The 13,069-nt window shown below is 70.7% G+C and carries 13 protein-coding genes; 9 read left to right on the top strand and 4 right to left on the bottom strand.

All coding sequences use genetic code 11. The features are described from left to right. Positions 1–84 precede the first annotated feature (84 nt). Positions 85–2,268 (bottom strand): protein kinase, encoded by a 2,184-nt coding sequence (locus ACFYXF_RS35555; RefSeq protein ID WP_389356052.1) that lies wholly within the window; start codon positions 2,266–2,268, stop codon positions 85–87. A 144-nt stretch (positions 2,269–2,412) separates the two neighbouring features. Then, positions 2,413–2,835, bottom strand: coding sequence for a MazG nucleotide pyrophosphohydrolase domain-containing protein (locus ACFYXF_RS35550; RefSeq protein WP_389356050.1), 423 nt, complete (start codon positions 2,833–2,835; stop codon positions 2,413–2,415). A gap of 129 nt (positions 2,836–2,964) precedes the next feature. Between ACFYXF_RS35550 and ACFYXF_RS35545 the strand changes: the two genes are divergently transcribed. Then, complete coding sequence (locus ACFYXF_RS35545; RefSeq protein WP_389356048.1) at positions 2,965–3,963, top strand: TAXI family TRAP transporter solute-binding subunit; 999 nt, start codon at positions 2,965–2,967, stop codon at positions 3,961–3,963. A 6-nt stretch (positions 3,964–3,969) separates the two neighbouring features. Here ACFYXF_RS35545 and ACFYXF_RS35540 read toward each other — a convergent pair whose 3' ends face one another. Together ACFYXF_RS35540 and ACFYXF_RS35535 are read right to left on the bottom strand one after the other, a co-directional pair. Continuing rightward, positions 3,970–5,382: an ATP-binding protein gene (locus ACFYXF_RS35540; RefSeq protein WP_389356046.1), complete on the bottom strand. Its 1,413-nt coding sequence runs from the start codon at positions 5,380–5,382 to the stop codon at positions 3,970–3,972. 9 nt (positions 5,383–5,391) lie between these two features. Continuing rightward, positions 5,392–6,078 carry a response regulator transcription factor gene (locus ACFYXF_RS35535; RefSeq protein ID WP_389356044.1) on the bottom strand — a complete coding sequence of 229 codons (687 nt, stop codon included), beginning with the start codon at positions 6,076–6,078 and terminating at the stop codon, positions 5,392–5,394. A gap of 277 nt (positions 6,079–6,355) precedes the next feature. Here ACFYXF_RS35535 and ACFYXF_RS35530 point away from each other — a divergent pair, with 277 nt between their 5' ends. The 8 genes from ACFYXF_RS35530 to ACFYXF_RS35495 all read left to right on the top strand — a co-directional run bounded on the left by ACFYXF_RS35530 (position 6,356) and on the right by ACFYXF_RS35495 (position 12,976). Continuing rightward, complete coding sequence (locus tag ACFYXF_RS35530) at positions 6,356–7,132, top strand: amino acid ABC transporter ATP-binding protein (RefSeq protein WP_369029301.1); 777 nt, start codon at positions 6,356–6,358, stop codon at positions 7,130–7,132. Positions 7,133–7,237: 105 nt separating this feature from the next. Continuing rightward, the gene (locus ACFYXF_RS35525) at positions 7,238–8,083 is read left to right on the top strand and encodes a glutamate ABC transporter substrate-binding protein (protein ID WP_389356042.1); all 846 of its coding nucleotides are present in this window, start codon (positions 7,238–7,240) and stop codon (positions 8,081–8,083) included. A gap of 105 nt (positions 8,084–8,188) precedes the next feature. Next, positions 8,189–8,857, top strand: coding sequence for an amino acid ABC transporter permease (locus ACFYXF_RS35520; protein ID WP_389356040.1), 669 nt, complete (start codon positions 8,189–8,191; stop codon positions 8,855–8,857). Further along, the gene (locus tag ACFYXF_RS35515; protein WP_389356038.1) at positions 8,854–9,741 is read left to right on the top strand and encodes an amino acid ABC transporter permease; all 888 of its coding nucleotides are present in this window, start codon (positions 8,854–8,856) and stop codon (positions 9,739–9,741) included. Before ACFYXF_RS35520 ends, ACFYXF_RS35515 begins: the two co-directional genes overlap by 4 nt. Positions 9,742–9,996: 255 nt before the next feature. Continuing rightward, positions 9,997–11,733, top strand: coding sequence for an FAD-dependent monooxygenase (locus ACFYXF_RS35510; protein ID WP_389356036.1), 1,737 nt, complete (start codon positions 9,997–9,999; stop codon positions 11,731–11,733). Between the two features lie 136 nt (positions 11,734–11,869). Beyond that, entirely contained in the window at positions 11,870–11,962 is a 93-nt protein-coding gene (locus ACFYXF_RS35505) for a putative leader peptide (protein ID WP_348640150.1), read from the top strand. Positions 11,963–12,041: 79 nt separating this feature from the next. Continuing rightward, positions 12,042–12,587 (top strand): cysteine dioxygenase, encoded by a 546-nt coding sequence (locus tag ACFYXF_RS35500; RefSeq protein ID WP_389356033.1) that lies wholly within the window; start codon positions 12,042–12,044, stop codon positions 12,585–12,587. Next, positions 12,578–12,976, top strand: a complete 399-nt coding sequence (locus tag ACFYXF_RS35495; protein WP_389356247.1) for a rhodanese-like domain-containing protein — start codon at positions 12,578–12,580, stop codon at positions 12,974–12,976. Before ACFYXF_RS35500 ends, ACFYXF_RS35495 begins: the two co-directional genes overlap by 10 nt. The last annotated feature ends 93 nt before the right edge of the window (positions 12,977–13,069 follow it).

The following is a 13,069-nucleotide window of genomic DNA, read 5'->3' as shown; positions in this document are numbered from 1 at the left end:
GTGAGCCTTTCCTTCGCCGTCGGGGATGGTCGTCGGTGGGCGGGCACTCCTCCCGTCGTGCCTGCTCGCGCGGGCGGGCGTGGCTCACGGGCCGCGGAACGTCTGCAGCGTCGCGCTGGTGCACACATGGACCAGGCCGTCGCCCGCCGCCGCGTACGACAGCGTGGTCAGACCGTCCACCGGGGCGGCCCAGCGCAGCCTGCCCGTGTCGGCCGCCAGGACGTGTATGCCCCACGCTGACGTGCCCGAGGACGTGGCGGAGACGCCAGGTCGGGGGCCCGTCGCGTAGATCGCCGTGGCGTCCGCCAGGGGGCGGCCGTCGGTGGTGGTGAGCGCGCGGACGTCGTCACGCCACCAACGCCGGTCGCCGCCGGCCGCGTCCAGCGCGCCCAGGCCGTCGGCCGTGGCGGCCACGACGAGTTCGTCGCCGGCCAGTGGCGCCACGCTCGCCTGCTCCAGGGGCCGGGTCCAGCTCGCCTTCCCGGTGGCCAGGTTCACCCGGCGCACGGACGTCTGCGTGGTGTAGTAGCGGGTTCCCCGCGCTCCCGGATGCACCTCGGGCGTGGCCGAGCCGTCGCGGATGCTGGGCTCCTCCTCGCCCGAGCGCTCATGGAGCACATACAGGGGGCCGAACCTCTCGGTCGCCGAGGCCAGGGCGAACCGGCCGCCCGCCGCGTTCAGCGCCGTCACCTGTGCCGCCGTACCGCTCGTGAACCACAGCGGGGCGCCCGTGGGCAGGTCGAATCCGTACGCCCGCCAGGGCTGCCCCTGGTTCGTGCGCCGTGCCCATGACGTGTCGTACTTGGCGAACGTGACCAGGCATGCCGTGCGCCGCGTGACGGCGAGCAGCGTCGAGTCGCCGTCGGGCGAGTAGAAACCGTAGGGCCGGTACGGGTTCGACTCCAGGGCGCCCGTGCGCCACCGTTCCGTGCCGTTGGCCGCGTCGAGCGCCACGACCTCGGGGGAGGAACTGCCCGTCCCGCGGTGGGTGACGTACACCGTGTCGCCGGAGGGCAGGGCATCGGCCGCGTCCTCGAACTCCCAGGCCACGGCACCGGTGTTCGGGTCGAGTCGGCGGGCCGTGCCGTCGAAGCGTACGTAGAGGGCGTCGGCCGTACGGGTCAGCGCGCCGCCGTATTCGAGTGCGCCCACCTCGCGGGTCCACAGCGCGGTGCCGGTGCGCCAGGACGAGGTGACCGGCTGCCGCCGCGTGGTGGGCTCGTCCCCCAGGAGGGCGATCGCCGTCGTCACCCCTGCGGCGGCCGTGGTGGCGACGGCGCCCGCCCACGCGAACACGCGTCTGCGCGACGGACCCGCGGGGGTCGGCGGCGGGCCGGCGCGGGTGGCGCCTTCCCCGTCGGCATCCGCCGACACAGCGATCCGGCGCGCGACCGCCTTCTCGTGGCCGTCGATCAGGGCGGTCACCTCCGGCCGCTCCCACCACGGCCGTTCGCCCGCGCGGGCGGCGCACCAGTCCAGGACCTCCGTCGCGGTGGGGCGCCCGTCCGGCCGCTTCGACAGACAGCGGGTCAGAAAGGCGGCCCACTCCTCGTCCGGCACACCGGCGAGATCCGGCTCCTCGTGCAGCGTCCGGTACACGATCTGCGGGGCCGTGCCCCCGCCGTGCGGATTGCGGCCCGTCGCCGCCAGCGCGAGCAGCGCCCCGAGGGCGAACACATCGCAGGAGGCTCCGGGTTCGGTGGCGTACGTGATCTGCTCGGGTGCCATGAAGCCGGTGGAGCCGAGCATCTCCCCGCTCCCCGTCAGGGCCTCGTTCGACGGTCCCGAGGCGGGTCCGTCGCCGAGCACCTTCGCGATACCGAAGTCGATGACGCGCGGTCCCTGGCCGGTGATCAGGACGTTCGCCGGTTTCAGGTCGCGGTGTGCCAGGCCCACCGTGTGGATCGCGGTGAGCGCCTCGGCGAGGGCGGCACCGAGTGAGGCGAGGTCACCGGCCGCCAGGGGCCCGCATCCGGCCACGGCCTCCGACAGGGTGGGGCCCGCGCAGTACTCGACGGCCAGCCACGGCAGCGGTGCCTGCGGCTCCGCGTCGAGCACGGCCGCGGTGAACGGGCCGGTCACGGCACGCGCCGCCCGCACCTCACGCCGCAGCCGCTCCCGGAACAGCGGCTCGGCGGCGAGGTGCGCGTGCATCACCTTGACCACGACGAGCCGCCCCGACGCCGAACGGGCCAGATACGCCCGGCCCATGCCACCCGCCCCGAGCAGCGCGAGCGTCCGGTACTCCCCGAACTCGAACCACCCCATCGAACCCCCCGTCCCTACGCCTCCGCGCGCCGATGGTCCATGCGACGCCTGTACGAGCGCCAGAGGTTCCCGGGACACCCGAACCGCTCCGCACAAGGGGTCTCTACTCAGGGGTGGCGGAAGCGTGGAGTACGGCCGTACGGATTACCGCTCGCCCGCGTTCCAGCCCTGGCGCCGCAGCACGGCCCCCACGTCGGGCGCCCGGTAGTGGTCGCCCTTGAGCACCTTGCCGTCGGCCCTGCGGGCGACCAGGCCGTCGGGGCCCAGCTTCGTCATGTTGGCGCGGTGGATCTCCGCGATCACCGCGTCGAGGTCGATCCCGTGGACCAGGGCCGTGCCGTACGCGACGTACACGACGTCGGCCAGCTCGTGCGCCAGCCGGTCCAGCGGTCCCGTGACCGCGACCTCGGCGACCTCCGCGGCCTCCTCCGCGAGCAGCTCGCCCCGGTGCGCCGCGAGTTCCGGAGAGACCTCTACGGGCGTACTGCGGGCGTCGAGACCGAAGGCGAGGTGGAACTCCCGGACGAGGTCGGCGGGCGACGAGGCGGGGGCGTCAGTGGGGCGCATGCGGTGACTCTAGCGATCTCGCGAGGCCCCTCCAGGGGCCGGTCCGATCGTCGTACGGCAGACAACGCCACCCGCGTCGGCGCCCGCTCCCCTGGCCAGTACCGGGGCCGTACTGGCAGGATCGCGCGCATGTTCAAGGTGCTCCCCCGGATCCGCAGGCGTCACGCCCTGATGGGCTCGGCCGCCGGTTTCGTGGTCTTCGGGCTGCTGCTGTGGTGGCTGCTGCCGCTGGACGAGGAGCCTCCGGACGGGACGATCACGTTCAGCACCGGGACCCAGGCCGGCGTCTACGCGCAGTACGGTTCGCTGCTCAGCAAGGCCTTCGCCAAGGACATGCCGAAGCTCGACGTACGGCTGCTGACCAGCCAGGGATCGCAGGAGAACGTCGAGCGGGTGGCCACGGGCAACGCCGACTTCACCATCGCGGCGGCCGACGCGGTGGAGACGTACAAGCTGAGGAACCGACCGGGGGCCGACAGCCTGCGCGGGGTCGCGCGCCTCTACGACGACTACGTGCAGCTCGTCGTGCCCCGCGACTCCAAGATCTCGACCGTGCGGGACCTGAAGGGCAAGCGGGTGGCCATAGGGCTGGAGAACTCCGGCGTACGGCTCATCGCGAACCGCGTGCTGACCGCCGCCGGTCTCGACCCGGCCAAGGACATCAAGCCCTTCGCCGACGGCATCGACACCGGCCCGGGCAGGCTCAAGCAGGACCAGATCGACGCCTTCTTCTGGTCCGGCGGGCTCCCGACGAACGGTCTGGTGCAGCTGGCGAAGGACTTCCCCTTCCGCTTCGTCCCGATCGACGCGGACCTGGTCGCCAAGCTGCACGAACAGGGCGACGCCTCCCGCTACTACCGGGCGACCAACATGCCCGAGTCGGCCTATCCGTCCGTCCAGGACGGCGAGACCGTGGCGACGATCGCCGTGTCCAACCTGCTCATGACCCGCGAGGACGTGGACCCGAGGCTCACCGAGTGGCTGACCCGGTCGGTGATCAACAGCCGGGACGGCATCGGCGCCCACGTGCACTCGGCGCAGCTCGTGGATCTGCGGACCGCCATCTACACCGACCCGCTGACCCTGCACGAGGGCGCCCGGCGCTACTACCGCTCGGTCAAGCCGTAGGGCCCTTCAGGACACCGGGCCCGACCTGGGCACCCGGACGGTCACCTTCAGGCCGTGCGGTTCGTGATGGTCGTACGAGATCGTGCCGCCGCCCGCCGCCAGCAGGACCCGGGAGATGGACAGCCCGAGGCCCGAACCCTTGACGTTCTGGTGTCTGCCGCTGCGCCAGAAGCGGTCGCCGATCCGGACGAGTTCCTCGTCGGTGAGGCCCGGGCCGCCGTCGGTGACCACGACCGTCGAGGTCTCGCCGTTCGACGCGACCGACACCTGCACGCGTTCGTCCTCAGGGGTGAACTTCACCGCGTTGTCGATCACCGCGTCCAGGGCGCTGGACAGCGTGACCGGGTCCGCCCACGCGGTGGTGGCCGGGCAGTCGCCGACCAGGTGGACGCCCTTGGCCTCGGCGAGCGGGGTCCAGGCCGCGACGCGCTCGGCCGTCAGCGCGCCGATGTCGGTGAGGGCGAGGTCGGCCTCGGCGTGCTCTGCCAGCGCCAGGTCGAGGAGGTCGTCCAGGACCTCGGCCAGGCGCTTGCCCTCGGTGCGGACCGAGGCGATCTCCTCGTTGTCCTCCGGCAGTTCGAGTGCGAGCAGTTCGATCCGCAGCAGCAGCGCCGAGAGCGGGTTGCGCAGCTGGTGCGAGGCGTCGGCGACGAAGGCGCGCTGCTGCTCCAGCACGTCCTCGACGTTGTCCGCCATCTCGTTGAACGACCGGGCCAGCCGTCTGAGTTCCGGCGGCCCGCCGGCCACCGCGACCCGGGACTTCAGGCTGCCGGTCGCGATGTGGTGCGTGGTGGCGTCGAGCACGCGTACGGGCCTGAGCACCCAGCCGGTGAGGCGCAGCGCGGCACCCACCGCGAGCAGCATCGCGGCGATCTCGCCGACGCCGATGACGATCCAGCCGTGCAGGGTCTGCGAACGCATGTGCCCGGTGGGCGAGTCGGTGACCACGACGGCCACGACATCGCCGTCCCGGATGACCGGCGACGCGACGACGAGCCGGTTCCGCTGCCAGGGCCAGACCTGTTGCGGATCATGGCTGCGGCGCGAGAGGAGCGCTTCGGCGAAGGCGTCGCGCACCTCGCCCGTTTCCGGCAGGTACCAGTCGGCCGGCGCGTTGGCCATCGGGACGTCGTTGCGGTAGAAGACTCCGGCACGGATGCCGTAGACGTCGTAGTAGCTCTCCAGTTCCCGCTGGAGGGTCTCGCGGCGCTCGTCGGCGGGCATGTCCTTGACCCGGGACCCGGTGGGCCGGTCGGTGACGAACTGGGCGAGCGCCGCGAAGCGCGCGGTGTCGTCGATCCGGTCGACGACCACGGTCTGCTGCTGGGCGGCGGCCACGCTGACGGCGAGCGGGACGCCGAGCGCGAGCAGGACGGCCGCCATCAGGACGATGAGCAGCGGAAGAAGACGTGTGCGCACCCGTCCCCGCTACGGCGTCGGGGCGACGAGCCGGTAGCCCACGCCGCGGACGGTCTCGATCAGCGTCGGCATGCGCAACTTGGCGCGCAGGGACGCGACATGCACCTCCAGGGTGCGGCCGGTCCCCTCCCAACTGGTGCGCCAGACCTCGCTGATGATCTGTTCGCGACGGAACACCACTCCGGGGCGCTGGGCGAGGAGGGCGAGCAGATCGAACTCCTTGCGGGTCAGCTGGACGACCGAACCGTCCACGAGGACCTGCCGGGTGGACAGTTCGATCCGCAGGGACCCCAGAAGCAGCGCGTTCTCACCGGCGTCGCCGGCGTCCTCGTGGACGGTGCGCCGACTGACGGCGTGGATGCGGGCGAGCAGTTCCCCGGTGTCGTACGGCTTCACCACGTAGTCGTCGGCGCCGAGGTTGAGGCCGTGGATGCGGGAGCGGACGTCGGAGCGCGCGGTGACCATGATCACGGGGGTGCTGGTGCGCTTGCGGATCTTGCCGCACACCTCGTAGCCGTCCTGGTCGGGCAGGCCCAGGTCGAGCAGCACCACACCGAAGCCGTTGCCCTCCGGGACGAGCGCCTGGAGGGCCTCCTCGCCGCTGCGGGCGTGTGTGACATCGAATCCGTGCCTCGCCAGGACCGCGGAGAGCGCGGCGGCGACATGGTTGTCGTCCTCGACCAGGAGCAGTCGCATCGCGGCCCCCTTCGGTTCATCGGCCGTACCGCTTCGACTTGTACACCACGTACGGTGCACCAGCGGAGTACACCATGTGGACACACGCGCGCGGGTGCCTGGTTCCGGGTGCGGGCCGCTTCCGTTATCCAGCCGGTACACCTCTTTCGAGGGGCGCTACAAAACGTGTTGACCTGACATCGGATCGTTATCCTCAATTCTCGCTCAGATGTAATGACGCTGGTCTCACGCGGTCACTACTGTCCTCCGAAACCGAGCAGGACGGAGCCAGTCAGCGATGACCGAAGTATCGGTGACCAAGGACGACGTGGCCGCGACCGGCGATCTGGTCGTCCTGAAGAGCGTCAACAAGCACTTCGGCGCGTTGCACGTTCTCCAGGACATCGACCTGACCATCGCCCGCGGCGAGGTGGTCGTGGTCATCGGACCCTCCGGGTCCGGTAAGTCCACCTTGTGCCGCGCCATCAACCGGCTGGAGACGATCGACTCCGGCGACATCGCCATCGACGGCAAGCCACTGCCCCAGGAGGGCAAGGAGCTGGCCCGGCTGCGCGCCGACGTCGGCATGGTGTTCCAGTCCTTCAATCTGTTCGCGCACAAGACCGTGCTCGAGAACGTGATGCTGGGCCAGCTCAAGGTCCGCAAGGCCGACAAGAAGGTGGCCGAGGAGAAGGCCCGCGCCCTGCTCGACCGGGTGGGCGTGGCCACGCAGGCCGACAAGTACCCCGCACAGCTGTCCGGCGGCCAGCAGCAGCGTGTCGCCATCGCACGCGCCCTGGCCATGGACCCCAAGGTCATGCTCTTCGACGAGCCCACGTCGGCGCTCGACCCGGAGATGATCAACGAGGTCCTTGAGGTCATGCAGCAGCTCGCCCGCGAGGGCATGACCATGATCGTCGTCACCCACGAAATGGGGTTCGCCCGTTCGGCTGCGAACCGGGTGGTGTTCATGGCCGACGGCCGCATCGTCGAAGAGGCTGTGCCGGACCAGTTCTTCAGCAACCCGCGCAGCGACCGCGCGAAGGACTTCCTGTCCAAGATCCTGCACCACTGACGATCTGCGCCACCGCCAATCTGCGCGTCTCCGACCAGCCTCGCCCGTCAGGCCCCGCACGGCACCGACGGCCCGCGTCTCTCCATCAGCCAAAGGATGTTCACCATGAAGCTTCGCAAGGTCACCGCCGCGACCGCCGCAGCGCTCGTCCTCGCCCTCACCGCGACGGCCTGTGGAGGCGACGACGACAAGAGCGACACCAGCTCCGGCTCTGGCGGCGGTGACAAGATCAAGGTCGGCATCAAGTTCGACCAGCCCGGTATCGGCCTGAAGGAGCCCGACGGCTCCTTCTCCGGCTTCGACGTGGACGTGGCGACGTACGTCGCCAAGCAGCTCGGCTACGAACCCGACCAGATCGAGTGGACCGAGACCAAGAGCGCCGACCGGGAGACCGCGCTCGCCCGTGGCGACGTGAAGTTCATCGCGGCCTCCTACTCCATCAACGACGAGCGCAAGCAGAAGGTCGACTTCGCCGGCCCCTACCTGCTCACCCACCAGGACCTGCTGGTCAAGGCGGACTCCGACATCGCCAAGGGCACGGACCTCAACGGCAAGAACCTCTGTTCCGTGACGGGATCCACCTCGGCGCAGAACGTCAAGGACTCGATCGCTCCGAAGGCCAACCTGCGTGTGAACTCGGGCTACTCGGAGTGCATCGCCGCCCTGCAGAGCGGTGCCGTCGACGCGGTGACCACGGACGCCTCGATCCTCGCGGGCTTCGCCGCCCAGGACAAGTACAAGGGCCAGTTCAAGCTGGCGGGCCTCGAGCTGAGCAACGAGAACTACGGCATCGGTGTCAAGAAGGGCGACACCGCGACCGTCGACAAGATCAACACCGCCCTCGAGAAGATGGTCAGCGACGGCGCGTGGGACACCGCGGTCAAGGACAACTTCGGTCCGGCCGGCTACAAGAACGAGCCGGCTCCGAAGATCGGCGACATCGTCAAGTAACCCAGGGTTCCGCAGGCGCGCCGCCGCCCACTGCGATCAGGGCGGCGGTGCGCTGCGTCTGCCACGTACGCCACATCCGCCACACACCCGGAAGCGCGGGAGATCGTGTTCGACTTTCTTGAAGGTTACGACGTCCTCGGGGCGTTCTGGATGACGGTGAAACTCACCGTCTTCTCCGCCCTCGGCTCCCTGGTCTGGGGCACCCTGCTGGCCGCGATGCGGGTCAGCCCGGTCCCGCTCATGCGCGGATTCGGCACCGCCTACGTGAACATCGTCCGCAACATCCCCCTGACGGTCATCATCGTCTTCACCTCGCTCGGCCTCGCCGACATCTTCGGTATGACGATGGGCGCGTCCGACGACTTCGCGCTCCAGGGCTTCCGGTTGGCGATCCTCGGCCTCGTCGCCTACACGGCCGCCTTCGTCTGCGAGGCGCTGCGCTCCGGTATCAACACCGTGCCCCCGGGGCAGGCCGAGGCGGCCCGCGCCATCGGGCTGAGCTTCAGCCAGGTGCTGGTCCTCGTCGTGCTGCCGCAGGCGTTCCGGTCGGTCATCGGCCCGCTGGCCAACGTACTGATCGCGCTGACCAAGAACACGACCGTGGCCGCCGCGATCAGCGTGGCCGAGGCGGCGAGCCTGATGAAGACAATGATCGAGAACGAGGCCCAGTTGGTGCTCATCGGCGCGGTGTTCGCCTTCGGTTTCGTGGTACTCACCCTGCCCACCGGACTCGCCCTCGGCTGGCTGAGCAAGCGACTGGCGGTGAAGCGATGACCTCCGTCCTCTACGACGCGCCGGGACCCCGCGCCAAACAGCGCAACATCGTCCTCACGATCGTCTTCTTCGTACTGCTCGCCCTGCTCCTGTGGTGGGTCTGGCAGAAGATGGACGACAAGGGGCAGCTGAAGTGGTCCCTGTGGGAGCCGTTCACCACCTCCCAGGCCTGGACGACCTATCTGCTGCCCGGCCTCGCCGACACGATGAAGGCCGCGGCGCTCTCCATGGTGATCGCCCTTCCCCTGGGTGCGGCCCTCGGTATCGGACGGATGTCCGACCACCGGTGGGTCCGGGTTCCGGCCGGAGTGGTGGTCGAGTTCTTCCGGTCGATTCCGGTACTGCTGCTCATGCTGTTCGCCAACGAGTTCTACGTCAGCTCCACGGACGTCAGCAGTGAGTCCCGCCCCCTCTACGCGGTCGTCACCGGTCTGGTGCTCTACAACGCCTCGGTGCTCGCCGAGATCGTACGGGCGGGCATCCTGTCGCTCCCCAAGGGGCAGACGGAGGCCGCCCTCGCGATCGGTCTGCGCAAGGGCCAGGCGATGACGAGCATCCTGCTCCCGCAGGCCGTCACGGCCATGCTGCCGGCGATCGTCAGCCAGCTCGTCGTCATCGTGAAGGACACCGCACTGGGCGGCGTGATGCTCAACTTCACCGAGCTGCTCAACTCGCGCAGCACGCTCGCGGCCAACTACGCCAACGTCATCCCGAGCTTCGTCGTGGTCGCGGTCATCTTCATCGTGATCAACTTCCTCATCACCAGCTTCGCGAGCTGGTTGGAGGGCCGACTGCGACGCGGCAAGAAGTCGACCGGTGTGGTGCTCGGACCGGAGACGGTGGCCGGCACGGCGGCGACCGGCGCGGGCGGCGGTGGAATGTGACGGACACTCGACTCGGATGACCTGCCCGGAGGCAGCGGCGCGTTCGCCGCTGCCTCCGCTGTGTGTCGTCGGCACCGGGCGCACATGGCGTACCAGGGGAAACGTGGCGTGCGGCGGGGCAGGCGCCTGTGGTGCGTCCAGCTTGACCGGGTGGCGTGGAGTCTGTTGCATACGTTCTGTGATCGTGCAACCTGCTCAAACTTCCTGTTCACTTACGTCAATGAAGACGTCGCTCTGGGCAGGGGGCGCCGCGCCATGGACCCGGTGATCATCGTCGGAGCGGGGCCGGTCGGGCTCACGCTGGCGCTTGCGCTGGCGCGCCAGGAGGTTCCCTCGGTCGTCCTCGACGAGGGTCCGGGCAAGGACGACCAGCGCCCCGCGCGCACGGTCGTGCTGCGCGAGGACACCGCCGCGCTCCTGGCACGGCTGACCGGTGTGCCGATCGCGGATGCCGGTCTCCACTGGGCCGGATGGCGGTCGATGCGGCGCAAGCAGGTGATGCGCCGGATCTCTTTCGGGGCCGAGGAAACCGAAGAGCCGACCGACACGCCCCCCTCGGGTCCCGGACCGGAACCCTTCACCGAGTCCGACATCCCCCTGCACGTCGCCCAGCACGTACTGACCGGCGCCCTGCGGACCGCCATCGCGCGCGAGCGGCTCGTCAAGGTCGCCGTCAACAGCCGCCTCGACTCGATCGAACAGGAACCCGCCGGCGTCACGGCGCACACCCGCGGCCCGGCCGGCACCTGGTGGCGCGGCAGCTACCTGATCGGCTGCGACGGCCCGCGCTCCACGGTCCGCAAACTCCAGGACATCCGCTTCCCCGGACGTACGGCCGTGGAACGACACGCCGTGGCGGCCCTTCGTACGGAACTTCCGTGGCCCGGTGAGGCGTTGTTGCACCGGATGCCGCCGTGGCGGACATCGGGGCCGTCGGCCGGGGAGATCACCGCGCGCCCCCTCCCCGACGGCGTGTGGCGCCTGGACTGGCTGCTGCCGCCCGGCAAGGACCTGGTCACGCCCGAACTCCTGGTGACCCGCGTCCGGGAGACCCTCGCGGGCTGGAGCGGCGGCACCACACCGCCGTACGACCTGCTCGACACGGGCGTCCACATCGTCCACCACCGGCTCGCCCGGCGCTGGCGGGCCGGCCGGGTCTTCCTCGCCGGGGACGCCGCGCATCTGCTCGGGGCGCTCGGCACCCAGGGGCTGGACGAGGGGCTGCGGGACGCCGACAACCTCGCCTGGAAGCTGGCCCTGGCCTGGCACCACGGGCCGCACGAGGCACTGCTGGACAGCTACCAGACCGAGCGGCGCGCCGCCGTCTCCGCCCGGCTGCGCGCCGCCGACCAGACGCTGCCGCTGCTGCGCGGCGGCGGAGGGCTGCGGTCGTACGTCCCCGGGTCGGCCCGTGGACACGAGGCACTGCTCACGGACGGTCACTTGGGGCGCGGCGCCCTGGGCACGCCGGGGGCGTACGCCCAGTCGCCGCTGGCGCCGCAGCACATCGAGGCGGAGATCGCCGTGGAGACCCCGCCCGGCGCACAGGTGACGGACGTACGCGTCACCGCGGAGGACGGTTCCTTCGTACGGCTGCGCGAGCGGCTGGGCCGCGGCGCGCTCCTTGTGGTGCTGATCGCGCCGGGTACGGGTGTGTGGGAGCGCAAGCACTGGGTGAGCGCCGGGCTCATGCCCCGGCTCGCGGCCGCGGTGGCCGCGCTGCCGCACCCCGCCGAGCTGCTGGTCACCGAGAGCTACCCGGGCGCCGCAGCCCACACGGTGCTGCTGATCCGCCCGGACGGACACCTGGTCACGGCGCTGAGCGGGGTGCGCCCGGCCGACCTGTACTCGGCGGCCGAGGCGACGCTCGGCGGTTCCGTACGGGACCGCACGGACGACACCACGGGCAAGGCGGACAGGGCGGGCCGGACCGGCAAGACAGGCGAGTCGAACGCATCGGCGAACACCGAGGCCGCGGCGAGCACGCGCTGACACCTCCCGGCAGCCCCACCCGCCGACCGCCTCCGCTTGCCGTCCGCCCCTGTGCTGTCCACCGCCTCCCACCAGCGCCCGTCCACATGGTGACAACGAGTTGACCACTCCGCACCGTCATGCTGTACTCCGGAACGTGACCGATGCCGACACCGATGTGCGCCTGTGGCGGAGGGTCCATATGGACCTCGTCCGCTACGCGGGCTGCGTGTGTCGTCCGTCCTGCTGAATTCGCATCCCCTTGATTCCCGCGCGCGCCGGTCTCCGGCGTTTCCGCGCTCCCGCGAACGTTCACCAGGACGGTATCCGTGTCCGTGTCACCCTCCGTTTCCGCCCCCGCTCAGGTCTCCGGGACCCCGAAGACCCCGACGCAGGCCGATCTCCTCGACTTCGTACGACGTACGGCCGCCGACGCCGAGCTGATCGCCTCCCTGCCGCTCGACCCCGAGGGCCGCACCTGGGTGCGGCTCGAGGGCCCCGGCGGCAGCGAGGCGTGGCTGATCGGCTGGCCGCCCGGCACCGGTACCGGCTGGCACGACCACGCCGAGTCGGTCGGTGCCTTCATCACCGCGACCGGCGAACTCAAGGAGCACTCGCTCGCCGCCCGGCTGCCCGCCGACGGCTGGAAGACCCTCGAACTCACCGAGGGCGTCGACCGGGAGCGGCGACTGCCGGCCGGCCAGGGCCGGGCCTTCGGCCGCCACCATGTGCACGAGGTGCTCAACGAGTCCGGCGACCAGCATGCGATCTCGGTCCACGCCTACTACCCGCCGCTGCCCCAGATCCGCCGCTACAGCCGTACGGGCCAGGTGCTGCGCCTGGAGCACGTCGAGCGCCCGCAGGACTGGCAGTGAGTGAACAGCCCGTCGGCATCGACGAGTTGCTGGACCGCGTTCGCGACACCTACGCGCGCGTGGAGACACACGAGGCGTACGAGGCCACGCAGTCCGGCGAGGCACTGCTGGTGGACATCCGGTACGCGGCCCTGCGGGAGCAGGACGGTCTGATCCCCGGCGCGCTCGTGGTCGAGCGCAACGAGCTGGAGTGGCGCCTGGACCCCCAGGGCAGCCATCGCGCGCCTCAGGCGACCGGCCACAACCTGCGGATCGTGGTGATCTGCAACGAGGGCTACGCGTCGAGCCTCGCGGTCGTGTCCCTGCGCCAGCTGGGGCTGCACCGGGCGACCGACCTGGTCGGAGGGTTCCAGGCCTGGCGTGCGGCGGGGCTTCCGGTCACACCGTAGGCCCGCCGCCCGCGCGAAACGGTCGTATCGTCCGCCCGGCCCTGAACGCGATCGGCGCCCCCGCGCGTCCATCGTGTCCAGGGCCGTGGACGT

The organism is Streptomyces sp. NPDC002680 (assembly GCF_042889145.1).
In the GTDB taxonomy this organism is placed as follows: domain Bacteria; phylum Actinomycetota; class Actinomycetes; order Streptomycetales; family Streptomycetaceae; genus Streptomyces; species Streptomyces adonidis.
Note: the sequence above shows the minus strand (reverse complement) of the source record. Positions and strands in the feature narration are given on the sequence as shown.